Annotated in this window: 16 protein-coding genes; 9 read left to right on the forward strand and 7 right to left on the reverse strand. The window is 61.6% G+C overall.

Features of this window, described 5'->3' with window-relative positions; all coding sequences use genetic code 11:
* Positions 1 to 145 precede the first annotated feature (145 nt).
* Positions 146 to 1,258 (forward strand): cell division protein ZapE, encoded by a 1,113-nt coding sequence (zapE, locus tag FQ192_RS31465; protein ID WP_149661987.1) that lies wholly within the window; start codon positions 146 to 148, stop codon positions 1,256 to 1,258.
* An 86-nt stretch (positions 1,259 to 1,344) separates the two neighbouring features.
* On the forward strand, positions 1,345 to 2,667 hold the full coding sequence (locus FQ192_RS31470) for a leucine-rich repeat-containing protein kinase family protein (RefSeq protein ID WP_149661959.1): 1,323 nt from the start codon (positions 1,345 to 1,347) through the stop codon (positions 2,665 to 2,667).
* 137 nt (positions 2,668 to 2,804) lie between these two features.
* Here the strand turns inward: FQ192_RS31470 and FQ192_RS31475 are convergent, their stop codons facing one another.
* A complete protein-coding gene (locus tag FQ192_RS31475; protein WP_133838743.1) occupies positions 2,805 to 3,512 on the reverse strand; it encodes a YebC/PmpR family DNA-binding transcriptional regulator in 708 nt (235 codons plus the stop codon).
* A gap of 235 nt (positions 3,513 to 3,747) precedes the next feature.
* On the opposite strand from FQ192_RS31475, the gene FQ192_RS31480 reads away from it, so the two are divergent.
* The gene (locus FQ192_RS31480) at positions 3,748 to 5,115 is read left to right on the forward strand and encodes a type VI secretion system Vgr family protein (RefSeq protein ID WP_149661960.1); all 1,368 of its coding nucleotides are present in this window, start codon (positions 3,748 to 3,750) and stop codon (positions 5,113 to 5,115) included.
* A gap of 212 nt (positions 5,116 to 5,327) precedes the next feature.
* Here the strand turns inward: FQ192_RS31480 and FQ192_RS31490 are convergent, their stop codons facing one another.
* Together FQ192_RS31490 and FQ192_RS31495 are read right to left on the reverse strand one after the other, a co-directional pair.
* Complete coding sequence (locus tag FQ192_RS31490; protein WP_149661961.1) at positions 5,328 to 6,719, reverse strand: FAD-dependent oxidoreductase; 1,392 nt, start codon at positions 6,717 to 6,719, stop codon at positions 5,328 to 5,330.
* Positions 6,720 to 6,729: 10 nt separating this feature from the next.
* The gene (locus FQ192_RS31495; protein WP_149661962.1) at positions 6,730 to 8,055 is read right to left on the reverse strand and encodes an MFS transporter; all 1,326 of its coding nucleotides are present in this window, start codon (positions 8,053 to 8,055) and stop codon (positions 6,730 to 6,732) included.
* 268 nt (positions 8,056 to 8,323) lie between these two features.
* Here FQ192_RS31495 and FQ192_RS31500 point away from each other — a divergent pair, with 268 nt between their 5' ends.
* The gene (locus FQ192_RS31500) at positions 8,324 to 9,199 is read left to right on the forward strand and encodes a LysR family transcriptional regulator (RefSeq protein WP_149661963.1); all 876 of its coding nucleotides are present in this window, start codon (positions 8,324 to 8,326) and stop codon (positions 9,197 to 9,199) included.
* A 122-nt stretch (positions 9,200 to 9,321) separates the two neighbouring features.
* Here the strand turns inward: FQ192_RS31500 and FQ192_RS31505 are convergent, their stop codons facing one another.
* The gene (locus FQ192_RS31505) at positions 9,322 to 10,185 is read right to left on the reverse strand and encodes a LysR substrate-binding domain-containing protein (protein ID WP_149661964.1); all 864 of its coding nucleotides are present in this window, start codon (positions 10,183 to 10,185) and stop codon (positions 9,322 to 9,324) included.
* Between the two features lie 109 nt (positions 10,186 to 10,294).
* Here FQ192_RS31505 and FQ192_RS31510 point away from each other — a divergent pair, with 109 nt between their 5' ends.
* From FQ192_RS31510 to FQ192_RS31520, 3 genes are all read left to right on the forward strand, one after another.
* Positions 10,295 to 11,404, forward strand: coding sequence for a 2-aminoethylphosphonate--pyruvate transaminase (locus tag FQ192_RS31510; RefSeq protein ID WP_149661965.1), 1,110 nt, complete (start codon positions 10,295 to 10,297; stop codon positions 11,402 to 11,404).
* A 141-nt stretch (positions 11,405 to 11,545) separates the two neighbouring features.
* Positions 11,546 to 12,373, forward strand: coding sequence for a phosphonoacetaldehyde hydrolase (gene phnX, locus FQ192_RS31515; RefSeq protein ID WP_149661966.1), 828 nt, complete (start codon positions 11,546 to 11,548; stop codon positions 12,371 to 12,373).
* Positions 12,374 to 12,596: 223 nt separating this feature from the next.
* Positions 12,597 to 13,145: a cytochrome b gene (locus tag FQ192_RS31520; protein ID WP_149661967.1), complete on the forward strand. Its 549-nt coding sequence runs from the start codon at positions 12,597 to 12,599 to the stop codon at positions 13,143 to 13,145.
* Between the two features lie 141 nt (positions 13,146 to 13,286).
* Here FQ192_RS31520 and FQ192_RS31525 read toward each other — a convergent pair whose 3' ends face one another.
* Entirely contained in the window at positions 13,287 to 14,204 is a 918-nt protein-coding gene (locus FQ192_RS31525) for a 1-aminocyclopropane-1-carboxylate deaminase/D-cysteine desulfhydrase (protein ID WP_149661968.1), read from the reverse strand.
* 188 nt (positions 14,205 to 14,392) lie between these two features.
* The gene (locus FQ192_RS31530; RefSeq protein ID WP_149661969.1) at positions 14,393 to 16,432 is read right to left on the reverse strand and encodes an NADPH-dependent 2,4-dienoyl-CoA reductase; all 2,040 of its coding nucleotides are present in this window, start codon (positions 16,430 to 16,432) and stop codon (positions 14,393 to 14,395) included.
* A gap of 210 nt (positions 16,433 to 16,642) precedes the next feature.
* On the opposite strand from FQ192_RS31530, the gene FQ192_RS31535 reads away from it, so the two are divergent.
* Positions 16,643 to 17,773, forward strand: coding sequence for a carbon-nitrogen hydrolase family protein (locus FQ192_RS31535; protein WP_149661970.1), 1,131 nt, complete (start codon positions 16,643 to 16,645; stop codon positions 17,771 to 17,773).
* A 3-nt stretch (positions 17,774 to 17,776) separates the two neighbouring features.
* Positions 17,777 to 18,814, forward strand: a complete 1,038-nt coding sequence (locus FQ192_RS31540) for an AraC family transcriptional regulator (RefSeq protein WP_149661971.1) — start codon at positions 17,777 to 17,779, stop codon at positions 18,812 to 18,814.
* Positions 18,815 to 19,165: 351 nt separating this feature from the next.
* On the opposite strand, the gene FQ192_RS31545 is transcribed toward FQ192_RS31540, so the two are convergent.
* Positions 19,166 to 19,978 (reverse strand): DUF2242 domain-containing protein, encoded by an 813-nt coding sequence (locus FQ192_RS31545; protein ID WP_149661972.1) that lies wholly within the window; start codon positions 19,976 to 19,978, stop codon positions 19,166 to 19,168.
* Positions 19,979 to 20,063: the final 85 nt, after the last annotated feature.

Raw genomic sequence — 20,063 nt, forward strand, 5'->3', positions numbered from 1 at the left:
GGAGCTGCCGATGGCTGCGATCTTTTGATCTTGATCTTCAAACATGCCAACCGCACACGCGGGTGGCAGGTCGTTTAACCCTTTGGTTAAACTACGCCGCCGCCGCTCGATGAGCCGGCCTGAAGAACCCGGGAGTGACATGATCGTGGCCATTCGACCGCCCACCCGTTCGCGACTCACATCACGCTGGCCCGCGTTGCGCCGCTTGTTCGGCAAGGTCGCCGCGCTGCCGGCCAGCCACCGGGTCATCCATGATTACTTCCAGCACAAGGCGCTCGCCCAGGGTTACACCCTCAGCCACAGCCAGCAGCGAGTGATCGACTGCATGGCCCAGCACGCGACGACGCTGCTCGGTACGTCGGCGAAAACCCTGCCCGGTCTGTACCTGCACGGCGCGGTCGGGCGCGGCAAAAGCTGGCTGCTGGACGGTTTTTTCCAGGCCATCCCCCTCGCGCAAAAACAGCGCCTGCACTTTCATGAGTTTTTCGCGCGACTGCATCAGGGTATGTTCAGCCATCGCGAACAACCCGATGCCCTGGCGACCACCCTCGATGAGCTGTTGCAGGATTGTCGGGTGTTGTGTTTCGACGAGTTCCACGTCCACGACATCGGCGATGCGATGCTCATCGCCCGGCTGTTCAAGGCGCTGTTCCGCCGGGGCATTTTGCTGTTGATTACCTCCAATTACCCACCGGAAGGCTTGCTGCCCAACCCGCTCTACCACGCGCGTTTCAAACCGGTGATCGACCTGATCAACACACGCATGCAGGTCATGGAGGTCGGCGGCCCGCATGACTACAGAAGCCAGGCGCGAACCCACGCCCAGCAGGTGTTTACCCACGGCCGGTACGTCTGGCCGGGGACGCCGCTCCAGCGCCAGGCGTTGAAGCTGCCAGAACGCGTCGCCCCCGTGGCGTTGCCCGTCGGCACCCGCCATCTGCCCGCGCGGTACTGCGAAGGGCGAACCGTCGAATTTACTTTCAGCGATCTGTGCGACCACCCGACGGCGGTAATGGACTATCTGGAACTGTGTCGGCGTTTCGATCACTGGATCATTGATGAACTGCCGACCCTGGGCGATTGTTCGATGGCGGCGCAGCAGCGGTTTATCAACCTGATCGACGTTTTGTACGATCAGGACAAGCACCTGGTGTTGCTGGGACGGCTATCGTTGCGCGAGAGTCTGCGCGGCGATGCGATTGACCTGGCGCGTACGCGAAGTCGGTTGGGGCAGTTGGTTGAAGTCCGGGAGTCATAGGCCGAGATCTTTTCAGGGCCGACACAGCTTCATATCGTTATCATGTCGCCCGCGTTCTTCTTCACCCTTCAATAGCGAATCCGTTCATGAATACCCTCGCACAACTGCGGGCCGGCGAGCTGGCCGGCATCTCTCGTCTGGATCTGTCCTGCGGCCTCACCGAGTTTCCCCGGGAAATCTTCGACCTGGCGGACTCGCTGGAAGTGCTCAACCTCAGCGGCAATGCCTTGAGCAGCCTGCCGGACGACCTGCATCGCCTGACCCGTCTGCGGATTGTGTTCTGCTCCGATAACCAGTTCACCGAACTGCCGGCGTGCCTGGGCCAATGTGCCGCGCTGAGCATGATCGGCTTTCGGGCCAACCGCATTGAACATGTGCCAGGCGCCGCCCTGCCGCCGCTGCTGCGCTGGCTGATCCTGACCGACAACTGCATCAGCGAACTGCCGACTGAATTGGGCGAACGTCCGCTGCTGCAAAAACTGATGCTGTCCGGCAACCAGTTGCAGCAACTGCCCGAGAGCCTGGTGCAGTGCCATCGCCTGGAACTGCTGCGTATTTCGGCCAACCGTTTTACCGAACTGCCCGAATGGCTGCTGACCTTGCCAGCCCTGACCTGGCTGGCCTACGCCGGCAACCCGCTGGAAACCGAAGCCGACGCCACCGCCCTCGACGCCACACCGAGCATCCCTTGGTCAGCGCTGCACCTTGAGCAAAAACTCGGTGAAGGCGCTTCCGGCGTGATCCATCGCGCCTCTTGGGAACGTGCACAGCAGCCGACCACCCAGGTTGCGGTAAAACTCTATAAAGGCGAAATGACCAGTGATGGCTCGCCGCTGCACGAAATGAACGCCTGCATTACCGCCGGCCTGCACCCCAACCTGATCCGTGTCGAGGGGCGTATCGTCGAGCACCCGCAAGACCAGGCCGGGCTGGTGATGCAACTGATCGACCCGAGCTATCGCAACCTGGCCGGGTTGCCGAGCCTGGCGTCCTGCAGCCGCGACGTCTACACCGACGACACCCGCTTTACAGGTGCTGTGGCCTTGCGCATCGCCCGTGGCATCGCGTCGGCGGCTGAACATTTGCACCAACAAGGCATCACCCACGGCGACCTCTACGCCCACAACATTTTGTGGAATGAACACGGTGATTGCCTGCTGGGCGACTTCGGTGGTGCGTCGTTTCACGCGACCACGGACAACCTGGAAACCCGCGCGCTGCAACGGATCGAGGTGCGGGCGTTCGGGGTGTTGCTGGAGGAATTGCTGGCGCGGATCGACTCAGGTTTGAGCGATGCCGATCGGCTGGCGCTGGAAGCGTTGCAGCGGCGTTGCTGCCAGGCGGATGTGCTGGCGCGGCCGGGGTTTGGCGAGGTTGTCCTGGAATTGGCTGCCATGCATTTCCGATAGCCCTACCAAAAAACCTGTGGCGAGGGAGCTTGCTCCCGCTGGAGTGCGCAGCGCTCCCAAGCTTTTGGGGCCGCTTCGCAGCCCAACGGGAGCAAGCTCCCTCGCCACAAAGTCAGATCACAAATCAGCGTTGCGGCTTAACCCGCCAACCCGACAAACATGTCCTGCACGTCATCGTGGTTGTCGAGGCCTTCGAGGAAGGCTTCGACTTCAGCCATTTGCTCGTCGCTCAACCCGCTGACCGGGTTCTTCGGCTGGTAGCCCAACTTGGCGGATAACACGGTAAAACCCTGCCCAGGCAAGGCTTTCTGTACGGCGTCGAGGTCCGCGGGCTCGGTCAGGAACAGGGTCGTGCCCTCTTCGTCACCCGGCTCGAAATCCTGGGCGCCCGCTTCGATGGCGGCCATTTCCGGGTCGGCGTCGGGGCTGTCCGGGGACGCCTCGATCATGCCGACGTGGTTGAAGTCCCAGCTGACCGAACCGGAAGCACCCAGTTGGCCCTTGCGGAACGCCACGCGGATTTCAGCCACGGTACGGTTGATGTTGTCGGTCACGCATTCAACGATCAGCGGCACCTGATGCGGGGCGAAGCCTTCGTAGGTCACGCGATGGTATTGCACGGTCTCGCCCAACAGGCCCGCGCCTTTCTTGATCGCGCGATCCAGAGTTTCCTTGGGCATCGAGGCTTTCTTGGCCTGCTCGACCACCAGACGCAAATGTGCGTTGGTGGCAGTATCGGCGCCGTTACGTGCAGCAATGGTGATTTCTTTCACCAGTTTGCCGAAGATCTTGCCCTTGGCGTTGGATGCCGCTTCTTTGTGTTTAACCTTCCACTGTGCGCCCATTACTCACTCTCTTGATCTGTGGCGCCGAGACATCTATTGGCCGACGCAGGGTGCGAAGTTTATACGGCCTAAAGTTGGCAATCGACCAAAAATTCCATCCTGTTTACCGGCAGCACGCATCGGCATCTTCAGCAGTGCGTGTAGGGCAATTCTGAAAAGTCGCTTTGCGATGACTATTCAGGCCTGTGGTTTCGTACCCTCTGCGCCCACGTATTTCATGGCAGAAGCGCACTCGATGCACAACGACAAGGAAAGTCCTTTCACCCTGACCCTCGTCGAGGCTGATTTGAGTTTGCAGGTATTGCAGTTCAACGGCCGCGAAGGCCTTAACCAGCCCTTTCGGTTCGACATCGAAGTGATCGGCCTGGCGCCGGCGATGAACCTCGAGCGCCTGCTGCAACAACCGGCCTTCCTGAGCCTGGGTGACGAACAGGGCTTTCACGGTGTGCTGCGCAGCGCCAGTCGTGAGCATCGTGGCGCGCACCGGATCGGTTATCGACTGACGCTGGTGCCGCATCTGCAAACTCTCGAACAACAGCGCAACCGTCGCGTGTTTCATCACCTCAGCGTGCCCGCCATCCTGCGCCAATTATTGGAGGAGCATGCCCTGCCCACACTCAGCTATCGCTTTGAACTGAGCACCGGGCAGTATCCGGTCCGGCCCTTTTGCATTCAGTACGAGGAAACGGATCTGGGCTTGCTGCATCGACTTTGCGAAGAGGAAGGCATCCACTATCACTTCGAACACCGGCGCGAGGGGCACGTGCTGGTGCTGGCCGATGACAGTTTGAGTTTCCCCCAGGAACCGGTGCTGACGCCCTTCCATGACCAGCCATTCGACGAGCCTGAATCTGCTGCGATCCGCGAACTGTTCCAGCGTCATGACTCACCGCTGACGCTTGCCCCCACCCAGGTCCGGGACCGCAGCACGGGGGCCGACGGCTTTGGCGCGGCCAATCATCCGCTGACCGGCAAACCGGCGATGAACCGTGATCAACGCAGTCGTCGAACCTTGGAGCGGTTGCGTTGCCAGCAACGGCAAGTCCACGGCCAGAGCGATCAGACCGCGTTGCTCAGCGGACGGATCGTGCAGGTGGAGCAACACCCGATCACGAGTTTCAACGACCAATGGTTGCTCACCGACATTCGCCACCAGGGGCAACAATCGTCGATCCTCGCCGAGGCGCCGTTTGAAACGCCGGGCTACTGCAATCAGTTCCGCGCGATCCCCTGGTCAACGGAGTTTCGCCCGGCGCTTAAACAACCCCGGCCGAACATCCCCGGCTATCAACCGGCCCGCGTCCTGGGCGAGCCAGGGCGACCGGCGACGCTGGATGAACAGGGGCGGATTGAGGTCAGCCTGTGGCCGGGACCCAATACGCGCGAGCCCATGGGTTTGTGGCTACCGGTGGCCGTGGGCGCATCCGGGCTGCCCTTGGCCGGCAGTGACGTGTTCATCAGTTTTCTGGACAGCGACCCGGATCGGCCGGTCATTTGTGCCACTTCAAACTCTCAGCATCCACAACCGCCGCAGAGCCCACCACCGCGCGGCGATACGCGATTGTTGCTCGATTGGCTGGTCAATCGCCCGGACATGCCCTGACCCGGTTTAGCAAACAACACTCCACTGTGGCTAGGTGCTTGGGTGAGGGGAAATTGTCTGTGGCGAGGGGGCTTGCCCCCGTTCGGCTGCGAAGCAGTCGTAAAACCAGTCGATGCGGTGTGGCTGACAGAATGCCGGGGGCCGCTTCGCGACCCAACGGGGGCAAGCCCCCTCGCCACAGGTTTGTTGTCACCCTTAACTGAGAGGCGCGCTCAACCCTTGTCGGCTTTGCCCGCCGCCGCCGCGAATTTCGCCAGCCGTACATCCAGATGCCGCGGCCGGCGGCCATGATCCTCGGCGCGTTCTTTGCGGCGGATCGCATTGCGCACCATCAATGAGCCCAGGTAACGAATCGGCTCCGGCGGGAAGTACCCCAACGGTCCGTTGACCAGCGGCGAGCGGGTCCAGGGGTTGTCCAGGCCTTGCACCATCGAGGCCAGAATCTGCCCGCCCATATGACACGGGCCGACGCCACTGCCGGAGTAACCGAAACCGTAGAACACATTGCCGCTGGTGCTCATCTGGCCGAAGAACGGCAACCCGGTGACCGAGCGATCCGAAGGGCCGTTCCAGGTTGCCTCGACCTTGACCTCGGCAAACGCCGGGAAGAAGTCCGCCAGGCTGCTGCGCAACAGCCCGGCATAAGGCGATGGCTGGTCGAACACCGGCAGCATCCGCCCACCGTAGGCGAAGGTATTGCCGCCCTTGCCGAGCATGATCCGGCCGTCCGGGGTGTTGTGGTAGTAGTGCACGAAAATCCGCGAATCGAGCACGGTGACGCCGCTGGTCAAGCCGATTTCATTGAGTAAGTCCGGGCGCGGTTCGGTGATCAGCATGTCGCTGGAGACAATCGCCACGCTGCGTTCGAACTGCGGGAAGGCCCGGGCCATCCACGCGTTCATCGCCAGCACCACCCGGTCCGCGCGGACTGTGCCGTTCGGCGTTTGAATCCCCGCCGGTTTGCCCTCCTCCAGTCCGGTCATCGCGGTGTTTTCGTGAATCCGTACGCCCAGTTGCAACGCCACCCGCCGCAAACCGCGCACCAGTTTGCCCGGTTGCACACTCGCCGCCGCCGGGGAAAACCAGCCTTCCAGGTGCTTGCTGGAACCGGCCATGCGCTGCACATCCGCCACCGGTCGCTGGGTAAACGAGTTGATGCCGTTACGCTCCAGCGCCGCGATCACCGCGTCGGTCGAACCGCATTGCGCGCGGTTGGTCGCGGTGTAGAGCGTGCCGTCGAGGCGGTAATCGGCGTCGACCCCGTACTGCTCGCAGAACGTACCGATCGCGTAGATGCTGCGCTCCGATTCCTTGACCAGTCGCACCGCTTCTTCAACCCCGAACAAGCGTTCCAGGGTGAAATACTTGGCCGACCACGACAGTGCGCAACCACCGTTGCGGCCACTGGCGCCGGCGCCGCAGATGTCGGCCTCGATCAGCAACACGTCGAGCTCGGGGTTTTGCTCCTTGAGCATGATCGCGGTCCACAACCCGGTGTAGCCGCCGCCGACGATGCACACGTCGGCCCGGGTGTCGCCCGCCAGTGGCTCGCACGGCGCGCAGGGCTGCGCCGCCAGCGCTTGGTCCAGCCAGAAAGGTCTCATGGGGGTTTCCTCAGGTACGCAGGGGTTTGATGGTCATGGGTTGGTTGGGCACGGAGGCGCAATCGAGGCTCAGGCCTGCCGGGCGGCTGTTCCAGTGCGGGATCAGGACGAAGGCCGAGAACATGGCGCAACCGGCGAAGATGATGAACACCGTGACCGAGTCGAAATACCCCGGCAGCAAGCCGCCGAGAATCGCCCCGACCGAGCCGCAGCCATTCACAAAACCCGCCGCCGTGGCGCCGGCCTTGGCAGTACCAAAATCAATCGCCGCCGCGCCGCTGATCATCGAATCCGGCCCGTAAAGCGTCAGGCCCATGACGAACAACAGCGCCACCACCAGCATCACGCTGCCGGTGTGCAAGGCGCCCATGAACAGCGCCAGGGAAACCGTCAGCGCCAACAGACTGATCACACACGCCGGCATACGACGGGCGCCGAACAGTTTGTCCGAGGCCAGCCCGAGCAGGATCGGCCCGAGCAGCCCGGCCAGTTCGAACGAAGTCGGAATGATCGCCGCACCGACCTTGCCCACCGAGGGCATTTGTTCGAAGACGATCACCGGACCCCACAACAGAATCGCGTAGCGCGCCGGTTTCAACAGGAAGTACGAGAGCCCGAGCACCAGCACCGTGCGGTTGCGCAGGATTTCCTTCAGGGGTTCCAGAACGCTGATTTTGCTTTGTGCGTAAGCCTCTTCGGCACTCAGCTCGGGTTCCGGCTCGACGGCAGGCAAGCCCACGTCTTCAGGTTTGTTACGTTGAAAAATAAAAAACAGCACGGCGACCAGCCCAACCACCGCCGCACTGGAAATAAACGCCGCGTGCCAACTGCCCACCAGCGTGTAAGCCCACCAACCGGCGAACGGTGACGCCACCAATCCGCCGAAGGCATAACAGGAACTCCACAACCCCAGCACCCGCCCACGCTGCTGGGCGGGAAAGAAACTGCCGATGTTCTTGCACAGTCCCGACCAGCCGGTGGACTGCGCCAGGCCTTGAATCAACATGCAGGTGGCGAAGATCGGCAACGTGGCGAAATTGCCCATCACCAGTGCTGCCGCCGCGGAAATCAGCAAGCCGCCGAGCACGACTACTCGCGGGCCAAAGCGGTCGGCGAGGATGCCCCAGGTGAATTGGCCGACGGCGTAGGCCGCCAGGTAGATCGCGTCGAGGTTGGCCATGGCCATTTTGTCGAGCATGAAGGTGGGGTCTTCGGCGATCCCCAGTTTGGCCACCGAAAAGGCTTTGCGGGTGAAATAGAAAGCGGCGTAAGCGAGCCAGGTGATAGCGAAGATCTGCACGCGCCAACGCTTGATGGTGCCGATATGCTTGTTCATGGTGGTTCTGACCTCAGGGTGTGAGTGTGCCGGCAGAAATTGAGAAATAACGCCTGTTTTTTTATTGTTGAGCACTTCGGTATCGCGGCTTCCCTGAAGCGATACCGGTCAGATGAGTCCTGCTGTTGCACGCACAGGCTCATGGCACCCGACGCTGTTCGACTGACCAGTCACCGGGGCTGAGGCGGATAAAAACAATTACTGATTAATAAGTGAAATCGATTTATCGTATTTCCAATATAAGCTCAGCTTGTTACTGGAGGTTTCGATGTCGGTTTCCCACGCCCAACTCAAAGCCTTCCACGCCGTGGCCGTTCACGGAAGCTTTACCAAGGCCGCCGAGCGGCTATTCCTCACGCAACCGGCGATTTCCGACCAAGTGCGCAAACTCGAAGAGCGCTTCGGTGTTTTGCTGTTCCATCGCAACAAACGCTCGGTGCGCCTGACGGATCTGGGCGAGCGCTTGCTGAGCATCACCCAGCGCCTGTTCGTCATCGAGGCCGAAGCCCAGGAGTTGTTGCAGGATTCCCGGGCGCTGCAAACCGGCAGCCTGATCCTCGCGGTGGATGCGCCCATCCACGTGTTGCCGCAGATCGCCCGGTTCTGCGAGCGCTACCCCGGCATCAGCGTCAAGATCGAAACCGGCAACACCGATGAGTCGCTGTTCCGGTTGTTCAACTATCAGGCGGATCTGGCGTTACTGGGCCGCGATGTCAGTGATGAACGATTGATCTCGTTGCCGCTGCGCAATGACCCGATGGTGGCGTTCGTCTCGCGCAATCATCCGTGGGCCGATCGCGAGTCGATCTGCCTGGCGGACCTGGATGACACGCCGTTAGTGCTGCGGGAGATTGGCTCGGTGACGCGGCAGACTCTGGAGGAGGAAATGGCCGGGGCCGGGTTGCGGATTCGGCCGGCGATTCAGGTCGAAGGCCGGGAAGCGGCGCGGGAGGCGGTGGTGGTCGGGATTGGAGTTGGCGTGGTGTCGGCAGCCGAGTTTGGTGCTGACTCCAGGGTTTGCGCGTTGCCGATTATCGACTGCAAGCGGCGGCTGACGGAGACGCTGGTGTGTTTGCGCGAGCAGAGTTCACGGCGGGTGGTGGCGACGTTTCTGGAGATGGTGCGCGAGAGCCTGCCCAAATGATCGTCCTCACGTAGATCGTTCCCACGCTCCGCGTGGGAATGCAGCCCGGGACGCTCCGCGTCCCAAAGCGGACGCGGAGCGTCCATTGAGGCATTCCCACGCAGAGCGTGGGAACGATCAGGTCAGCGACCTGGCGCTAAATCGAAAAACGCCTGAATCAAGCGCAAATCCCGCCGCCGATCCATGCAGCCGATCATGTGCCGATTGATCAGCCCCTCGCCAATAATCGGCACCGCCACCACCCGCGGGTCATGGCTGACTTCCACTGACGACACCACGCCAACCCCCAACTCCGCGGCAACGGCCTCGGTCACCGCCTCGCGACTGTCCAGCTCCAGCAACACCCGGGGATTGACCTTGGCCTGCGTGCACGCCTCATCAAACGTACGCCGGGTGATCGAGCTCGGCTCGCGCAGCACCATGATCACCTGATCCAGTTCCTTGAGCTGCACATCCTTGGAACGCTGCGCCCACGGATGCCCGGCCGGCACCAGTGCGCAGATCCGTGACTCGCTCAACGCTTGCAGATGCAAACCCTTGCGCGGTTCGACTTCGGTCAGCACCGCCACATCGGCATGCTCGGACAACAACGCCGCCAGGGTTTCCTGGGCATTGCCCAAACGCAGGTTCACCGTGATCCCCGGATAGCGCGCCCGCAGGCTGGCAAGCATCGGCATGACCATGTGCGGTCCGTCCGCCGCCACTTCCAGGCGCCCGGTCAGCAACTGGCGGTTGGCCTCCAGCATCACTTGCGCTTCTTCCGCCAGGCCGAACATCGCCCGGGTGATCGCCGCCAGTTTGGTGCCCTCCTCCGTCAGCTCCACTCGTCGGGCGGTACGGCGCAGCAGGGTGATTTGGTAGTGCTCCTCCAGCGCCTTGATGTGCCCGGTGACCGCCGGCTGGCTGATGAACAGCCGCGCGGCGGCCCGGGTAAAGCTGCCTTCCCGGGCCACAGCATCGAATGCACGGAGCTGGAACAGATTCATGAATAACCCTCACTGATGGCTGGCATAACAACAAACAATTTGATTGATAGCTCGGCAAATTGCAATTTAAGCCCCGTAGCGTCATCCCATCGATTACGAGGACATGAGAATGAGTACTGCCGAACCCATCCTGCTCACCCCCGGCCCGTTGACCACATCGGCCCGCACCCGTCAGGCGATGATGGTCGACTGGGGTTCATGGGATGACCGCTTCAACCAACTGACCGCCAGCCTGTGCGAACAACTGCTGGCGATCATCAACGGTGCCGACACCCACCACTGCGTGCCATTGCAAGGCAGCGGCACTTTCGCCGTCGAAGCCGCGATCGGCACATTGGTCCCGCGTGACGGCAAAGTGCTGGTGCTGATCAACGGCGCCTACGGCAAACGCCTGGCGAAGATCTGCGAAGTGCTCGGTCGTTCGTTCAGCACCTTCGAAACCGCCGAAGACGAACCGACCACCGCCGCCGATGTGGATCGCCTGCTGCAGGCTGACCCGAGCATCACTCACATTGCGCTGATTCACTGCGAAACCAGTACCGGCATCCTTAACCCGCTGTCGGAAATCGCCCAGGTCATCGCGCAACACGGCAAACGCCTGATCATCGACGCCATGAGCTCCTTCGGCGCTTTGCCGGTGGATGCGCAACAGGTGCCGTTCGATGCACTGATCGCCGCTTCGGGCAAGTGCCTGGAAGGTGTGCCGGGGATGGGCTTCGTCTTCGCTCGCAAGGAGTCGCTGGCGAATGCCGGCGGCAACTCGCACTCACTGGCGATGGATTTGTTCGACCAGCACACCTACATGGCCAAGACCGGGCAATGGCGCTTCACCCCGCCGACCCACGTGGTCGCGGCGCTGCACGAAGCGCTGCTGCAATACAACGAAGAAGGTGGTTTGCCGGCGCGGCATCAGCGCTACGCCGACAACTGCCGGGTGCTGCTCGATGACATGGCCCAACTCGGTTTGCGCAGCTTCCTGCCCGCCGTAATCCAGGCGCCGATCATCGTCACCTTTCACGCCCCGAAAGACCCGCGCTACCAGTTCAAGGAATTCTACGAACGGGTCAAGGCCAAGGGTTTCATCCTTTACCCCGGCAAATTAACCCAGGTCGACACCTTCCGCGTCGGCTGCATCGGCCACGTCAATCCGCCCGAGATGCACGCGGCGGTGGCAGCGATTGCCGAGGTGTTGCAGGAAATGGAAGTTTTGGAAATCTGAATCAGCAAACGCCGCCGAACCTGTAGGAGCGAGGCTTGCCCGCGAACACAGGCGACGCGGTCCCCCAGGCACACCGAGTTATCGTTCTTCGCGGGCAAGTCGGTACGCCGCATCGCTCGCTCCTACAAAGGAATCTGAGACATGAACTACAACAACCCTACCAAGCTCCAAGCCGCCATCCTCGACTGGGCCGGCACCGTGGTCGATTTCGGCTCATTCGCACCCACCCAGATTTTTGTCGAAGCCTTCGCCGAGTTCGACGTCCAGGTCTCCATCGAAGAAGCCCGCGGGCCGATGGGCATGGGCAAGTGGGACCACATCCGTACCCTGTGCGATCAGCCGCAGGTTGCCGAGCGTTATCGCAAGGCGTTCGGCCGCACCCCGACTGACGATGACGTCACCGCCATCTACAAACGCTTCATGCCGCTGCAAATCGAAAAAATCGCCGAACATTCGGCGCTGATACCCGGTGCCCTGGACACCATCGCTAACTTGCGCCAGCAAGGGATCAAGATCGGCTCCTGCTCCGGCTACCCGAAACAGGTTATGGACAAAGTCGTGGAACTGGCCGCCACCAACGGTTACATCGCGGACCACGTGGTCGCCACTGACGAAGTGCCCAACGGTCGTCCATGGCCGGCCCAGGCCCTGGCCAACGTCATCGCGCTGGGCATCGACGATGTCGCGGCGTGCGTGAAGATCGACGACACGGTGCCGGGCATTCTGGAAGGTCGTCGTGCCGGCATGTGGACCGTGGCGCTGATCTGCTCCGGTAACGCGCTGGGTCTGGACTACGCGGGTTATCAGGCCCTCGGCAGCGAGGAGTTGGCCAGCGAGCGCAAGCGTATTCACGGGATGTTCGAAGGCTCGCGGCCGCACTACATGATCGACACCATCACCGATCTGCCCCAGGTGATTGCCGATATCAATAAGCGACTGGCCAACGGTGAGATGCCGCAAAGCAGCTAACCCACCGCCCACCTTGTAGGAGCATGGCTTGCCCGCGATGACAGTCTCAAGGACGCCATCGCGGGCAAGCCATGCTCCTACAGGGTTTTTTATTGTCAATTAGCTGAACCAGAGCATTGAACGGGCAAATCGTCTCAGGCAAATACGGCAAAACAGGATTACAGTTAAAGCACAGTGCCGCACAAGAACGGCGCTTTGAGCATTGACCTGTGGAGAGCCCCGTATGCCCTGGAAGAACTCCGACTCACGTTACAGCACGGTGTCGATCACGTTGCACTGGCTGATGCTGGTCTTGCTGATCCTGGTTTACGCCTGCATCGAATTTCGCGGGATTTTCCCCAAAGGCAGCGGTGGCCGCACGCTGATCACCGAATCGCACTTCATGTTGGGCCTGACGGTGTTTGTGCTGGTGTGGCTGCGCCTGTTTGCCCGCAGCCTGGGCCCGGCGCCGCAGATCTTCCCGGCGTCGCCGCATTGGCAGACTACCCTGGCCAAATTGATGCACTGGGCCTTGTACTTGTTCATGATCGCCATGCCGATCCTCGGCTGGCTGGTCACCAGCGCCAAGGGGCATCAGGTAATGTTCTACGGCTTTGACCTGCCGTTGCTAGTCCCGGAGGACAAGGTGCTGGCCAAGCGGATTCAGGGCTGGCATGAACTCGGCGGCACCATCGGCTACTGGCTGATCGGCCTGCACGCCGTGGCGGGGCTGTATCACCACTATGTGGTGGGGGATAACACCTTGTTGCGGATGATGCCGAAGCGGGTTTGAGCCGTTGCCTCAATTTTTGGCCAAATGATGACCTGTGGCGAGGGCGCTTGCTCCCGCTCGGCTGCGCAGCAGACGCAAAACAGTGGGCGCACTGAAGATTTTCGGGGCCGCTTCGGGGGCAAGCGCCCTCGCCACAATTGTTCAGTGTTTTGAGCTAAATCCCCGTCGGCCTTGCAAGCCACCGGTATGGATGAAGATCAACCGCGTGCCTTGAGGGAATCTTCTCGCTTCGATCTGCTGCTTGAGCGCCAGCAACGCCTTGCCGGTGTACAGCGGCTCCAAGGGAATGCCGCTGGCCTGCTCGGTCTCCTCGATGAATTCAAGCAACAGCGAATCAACCTTGGCAAACCCGCCGCGACAGGCGTCGAACAGCTCATAAGCTGGCTCCCCCCCTCCCACAATCGCTTCAATCTGATGCGCCACGCCGTGATCGCCCGGCACCGCCAACGCGCCATAGACCGGATGCTCGCCCGCCTCGGCCAGCACCAGCCCAGCCAGCGTGGTGCCCGTTCCGCAAGCCAGCCACCAGCCGTCGTAGTCGTTCCAGCCCAATCCGGCCAATCGCTCACGCACCTGATCCCTGAGCTGCATACAGCCCCGCGCCCCACGCAAACCACCTCCCCCTTCCGGCACCGGGTGCAAGGTCGGGTATTGCGCCTGCCACGGCTGCCAGAAACCCGGTTCATGGCGCGCGCGATAACCGCCGTAACCCAACCAGTGCAGCTGCATGCCGAAGTCTTGTAGATCCTTTACGGTCGGCGTGTCTTGCGGATGACCGCGCAGCAATCCCAAAGTGTTGAAGCCGAAGCGTTTGCCCGCAGCGGCCAACGCGTGCAGATGATTGGAGTGAGCGCCACCAAGGCTAATGATGCCGTCGGCACCGGCCTGGTCGGCAGCGTGAAGGTGTTCGATGAGTTTGAACCACTTGTTGCCGCTGATCAGCGGGTCGATTTGGTCCAGCCGCAAGATGGCGACTTCGATGCCGGCTGCGGTGAGCCAGTCGAGGTGCAGGGGTTCTAGAGGAGCTTGGGGTAGCCAGTCGTTGAGAGGGAGGAGCATGAGGCCGGCTCTGGGAAAGAGCCGACATCTTAGCAGCACCTTTGTGGCGAGGGGGCTTGCCCCCGTTGGGCTGCGCAGCAGCCCCAAAAACCATGTAGCGCGGATTATCAGAATGACCGCGTTGGATGGGTTTACAACTGCTGCGCAGCCGAACGGGGCCAAGCCCCCTCGCCACAAGGGGTGTTTTTTTACAACTCGGCGGCCAGACGCGACCCTTGGTTGATCGCCCGCTTCGCATCCAGCTCCGCCGCCACGTCCGCGCCGCCAATCAAATGCACATTCTGTCCCGCCGCCACCAGACCATCCTGCAACTCACGCAGCGGATCCTGACCGGCGCAGATCACAATGTTGTCCACCGCCAGCACTTGCGGCTCGCCGGTTTCGCCGATGCGGATGTGAAGGCCGTCGTCGTCGATTTTCAGGTACTCGACGCTGTTGAGCATCTGCACCTGCTTGTTCTTCAACCCGGTGCGGTGAATCCAGCCGGTGGTCTTGCCCAGACCGTCGCCGACCTTGGTTTTCTTGCGTTGCAGCAGGAACACCTCACGGGCCGGAGCATGGGGCTGAGCCTTGATCCCGGCCACGCCGCCGCGCGCCTCAAGCTTGGTGTCGATGCCCCACTCTTTCCAGAACGCGGCACGGTCGAGGCTGGTGGCCACGCCTTCGTGAACCAAAAACTCCGAGACGTCGAAACCGATACCGCCGGCGCCAATCACCGCCACGCGCTTGCCCACCGGTTTGCGCTCGAGGATCACGTCCAGGTAGCTCAACACCTTGGCGTTCTCGACACCCGGGATGGCCGGGGTACGCGGTGCGATACCGGTGGCGAGGATAATTTCGTCGTAACCGCCGGCCACCAGTTGCGCCACGTCGACGCGGGTGTTCAAACACACCTCGACGTTAGTGGTCTGCAATTTGCGGTTGAAGTAGCGCAGGGTTTCGAAAAACTCTTCCTTGCCCGGCACACGCTTGGCGATGTTGAACTGACCGCCGATTTCGCTGGCCGAATCAAACAAGGTCACCTGATGCCCACGCTCAGCAGCCACGGTTGCCGCAGAAAGACCTGCAGGACCGGCACCGACCACGGCGATCTTCTTGATCTGCTGCACCGGTAAATAATTGAGTTCGGTTTCATGGCAGGCACGCGGGTTGACCAGGCAACTGGTCAATTTGCCGCCGAAGGTGTGGTCCAGGCACGCCTGGTTGCAGCCGATGCAGGTGTTGATTTCATCGGCGCGACCCGCGGCAGCCTTGTTGACGAAATCGGCGTCAGCGAGGAATGGCCGGGCCATGGACACCATGTCCGCATCGCCTTCCGCCAGGATCTGCTCGGCGATTTCCGGGGTGTTGATGCGGTTGGTGGTGATCAGCGGAATGCTCACCGAACCGCGCAGCTTGGCCGTGACCTTGCTGAACGCGCCGCGCGGCACTTTGGTGGCGATGGTCGGGATCCGCGCTTCGTGCCAGCCGATGCCGGTGTTGATGATGGTCGCGCCGGCCTGCTCGATAGCTTTGGCCAGGGTGACGATTTCTTCCCAACTGCTACCGCCTTCCACCAGGTCGAGCATCGACAGGCGGAAGATGATGATGAAATTCGGACCGACCGCTTCGCGCACCCGGCGCACGATTTCCACCGGCAGGCGCATGCGGTTTTCGTAGCTGCCGCCCCAACGGTCGGTGCGGTGGTTGGTGTGGGCCGCGAGGAACTGGTTAATGAAATAACCTTCGGAACCCATGATTTCGACGCCGTCGTACTCGGCGACTTGCGCCAGTTTCGAACAGGTGACGAAATCGCTGATCTGCTTCTCGATGCCTTCCTCGTCCAGCTCTTTAGGCTTGAACGGGTTGATCGGCGCCTGGATCGCGCTCGGCGCGACTTGCTTCGGGCTGTAGGCATAACGCCCGGCGTGCAGGATCTGCATGCAAATCTTGCCGCCCGCCTCGTGCACCGCGCGGGTGACGATCTGGTGCTTGAGCGCTTCTTCCTCGGTGGTCAGCTTGGCCGCACCGGAGTAAACGCCGCCCTCATCGTTCGGGCCGATACCGCCGGTGACCATCAGGCCTACGCCACCCAGGGCGCGTTCGGCAAAATACGCCGCCATGCGCTCGAAACCGCCGGGCTTTTCCTCAAGACCGGTGTGCATCGAGCCCATCAGGGTGCGGTTGCGCAGCGTGGTAAAACCCAGGTCCAGCGGGGCCAACAGGTGCGGGTAGTGAGCAGCGGCCATCGGAAACTCCACATCGAGCGATCACGGGAAAAATGCAGGAGCTCTTCGGCCCCCGTCGGTCATGTGCCACAGACTAAGAGTCGCACCGCTGTCACTCAATGACCCAAACTGACAACTTATTGATCCAAATGTGCAGCGCCCCTTGGCAAGCGCCGACCGGGGCCCTACCCTAGTCGACGAATCCTGCACACGGCTGTCGACTGCTTTCCCATGCGCAAACTTCTGTACCTGACCTTTTCCATGGCGTTGATCGCCGCCCTCACGACCTACGCCATGTGGGCCGCGGACCGTCCGGTGGGTCATTACCTGTCGGACCTGCGGATCAGTCTGGCGGTCGATCAAGGCACCCCGGCCGATCGCGGCAACCTGCTGGGCATCCAGCCCGAGCTGTTCCCCACCGACTATCAAAGCCCGGAGCGTTTGCACCGTAAGCTCTCCGCGTATCTGCAAAAGGCTCAGGATCAGGGCCTGCTGAACGAAAAGACCATCGTGGTGCTGCCGGAACATGTCGGCACCTGGCTGATGGTCAGCGGCGAGAAGGATGAGCTGTACCAGGCCAGCACCCTCAAGGAAGCCATGAACTGGCTGGCGGCGAGCAATCCGCTGCAGTTCGTCCGCGCGCTGATCAGCGCCAAAGGCGCCAGTCGCCTCGACGACGCTCATTTGCGCATGAAGGCCAAGAGCATGGCCAAGGACTACCAGGCGCTGTTCGGTGGCCTGGCGAAAGAATTCCACGTGACCCTGGTGGCCGGCTCCATCGTGCTCCCGGAGCCAAGCGTCAACGACGGCACCTTGAAAATCGGTCACGGCGCGCTGTTCAACAGCACCGTGGTGTTCGGTCGCGACGGTTTGCCTATCGGTCAGCCGCAACGGCAGATGCACCCGATCTTCGCGGAACAGGACACCCTCGCCGCCAACACCGATCACACGGTCAATGTGATCGATACGCCGGCCGGACGTTTGGGCATTCTGATCGGCAGCGACAGTTGGTACCCGGACAACTACCGCAAACTCAACGAACAGGGTGCGCAACTGGTGGCGGTCCCGGCGTTCGTCGTCGGACGCGGGACCTGGGACAAACCATGGCGCGGTTACAAAGGCCTGTCGACGCCCGGCTCCGTCAGTCTCAAGGCCGGTGAACTCAGTGAAGGCCAGGCCTGGCACCGCTTGACCCTGATAGGCCAGCCACCGAGCAGCCAGGCCATTGCCGGCATGAGCGTATTCCTGCGCGGACAGTTCTGGGACAAAGGTAGCGCCGGCCAGAGCTTTCTCAGCAGCAATGGCCAGCATTCCGCTGACGGTGATATCCGTGGCGCGCGCATGCTGAATCTCTGGTTATAAACCATGAAGCCACTGCCGATGCGCCTCGGGGATCTGTCGGTGGGCTTTGTTCATAGCCTGGCCGATGCCGTGCGCAGCCACGGCGTTGACCCGCAGCCATTGCTCGATCAGTACGGTCTCGACGCGGCGCGCCTGGGTGAGGCTGGCGCCCGGCTGTCGATTCCGCGCTACATGCGCCTGGGCCACGGCGCGATTCAATTGACCGCCGACCCGGCGCTGGGGTTGCGCATGGGGCAGCTCAGTCGTCTGAGTCAGGCAGGCCTGGCCGGCGTCACCGCCGCCCAGGCGCCGACGGTGCGAGAAGCGGCCCGCTGTCTGATTCGCTTTGAAGCCTTGTACGGCTCCAACTATCGAGGCCAGTCGAGCTTTCACGAAGACGTTCGGGGCGCGTGGCTGCGTTTTTACTCCATCAGCCCCTACAACGCCTACAACCGCTTTGTGGTGGACTCGATCATCGCCGGCTGGTTGCAGCAATTGTCCAGCGTGAGCCCTGCCCCGCTGCGGGCCGAACGCATCGAAATCGAATTCGAAGAACCGCTGTATCGAGACGCCTACAGCGTGTTTGATTGCCCGATCCAGTTCGGCGCCGAACACAATCAACTGCGCCTGAGCCTGGACGCCCTCGCCCAGCGCAACCCGCAGCACTGTCCAAGCACCTGGCGGCACTTGCTGCAACTGTGTGAACGGGAACTGGAGCAACTGACACGCACCCGCAGCCTGCGTGAACGCATCACTCAGTTGCTGGGGCCATTGCTCAATGGAGGCCGGGAACCTGACCTGGAAGAAGTGGCGGCACGCCTGAAGCTGCCCACCTGGACCTTGCGTCGCAAACTCGCCGAGGAAGGCACGCAATTTCGCGCGATTCTCAACGACACCCGCCGCGACCTGGCCATGACCTACATCCGCGATACCGAACTGGCGTTCGGAGAAATCGCCTATCTGCTTGGCTTTGCTTCAGCCGAAGCCTTTCAACGGGCCTTCAAACGCTGGAACGGCCAGACACCCGGCGAGTTTCGCCGCAGTCATCGCCAATCCGCGTAACGCCCTACAGTTCGGTGGCGTCTTCCGCTGGTTCCAGCGGATCCAGTTCAAACGCAGAATACTCAAGCAACTCTTCTTGATACTCGTCCATTGTGGTGTCCCCCATCGCTCATTAAAAATGGCCTGATCAACTGACCCGTGCCTTGAGCATAAAGTGCCCGCGTGAAAGAAAAATGACGTTCACACGACACTCGCCCGCTACTGAATAAAACGTAGCAGGTGGTCAGGAATTTATCACAGGATTTTTTCGATAGAGGCCGTAGGACAACGGCCTGGTTTGACGTGGGTCAAGCTTGATGCCCCGTTACGGGAGTCGTGCCGTCTGACACGCTCCCGCAAGGCCTGGACCGCTTACTGGGCCGGGATGGGTTCGCTTGGGGGTGGCATGTTGTCCGGATGCGTCGGTGGCGTGATCGTCTCGGCGGCTGGAGCCGGTTCGGACGATTGAGCCGGAGCAATCGGTGCAGCTTCCGCAGGCGGTGCAACAGGCTCCGAAGCAGCAGGCTCGGCGGCCGGAGCCGCTACAGGCTCTGCGGCGGGAGCCGGCGTTGGCGCCAATGCGGCCGGGGCAGCCTGGGCTTCAGGCACGCCCAAGTCGGTTTTCGGCTTCTCGACGATGTGCGCCGCTTTCTTCGCTTCCGGCGGCAGGAACAGCTCTACCAGAGTGAAGAACCGCTCATAAAACTTGGCCGAGGACACGGTCTCGCTAGCGACCTTGACCATCGAATCATCGGACGAACCGATCGGCATCGACACCGAGCCCAACACACCGACGCCGAGGCTGGCGGAGTTGTTGGTCTTCTTCAGCGCGTAGCGATCCTGCAAGGCGTTGGCGAACATGGTCGCGTGGTGGCCTTCTGAGCCATCATCGGCACAAACCACACTGAAGCTGATCTCCATGTGGGTCTCGCCGGTCTGCTGGAAGCTCTTGTGGCCGCTGACCAGTTTCGGATCGCTGCTGGTGATGATGTAGCCCTGGCTGAGCAAGGCGCGACGGGCGGCTTCGCAGGTCTGGGCGTCGGTTACCGGGTAGTTGCGGGAGAACGTTCCGGAGTCGTCGAAGTTCTCATGCTCGTAGATGGCGGCTTTTTTCGACGAACAACCGGCAGCAACAGCCAGCACCAAGGCTAGCCCGACAATACGCATGGGAATTGATCTAAACATTGAACATCCTGAGAGAAAACGGTCCGGGGCGTATTGTGCAACAGATCGATGCTTAGGTGCGCATCGATTAGTGTCTTAAAACGGT

Source organism: Pseudomonas sp. ANT_J12 (assembly GCF_008370045.1).
GTDB lineage: Bacteria > Pseudomonadota > Gammaproteobacteria > Pseudomonadales > Pseudomonadaceae > Aquipseudomonas.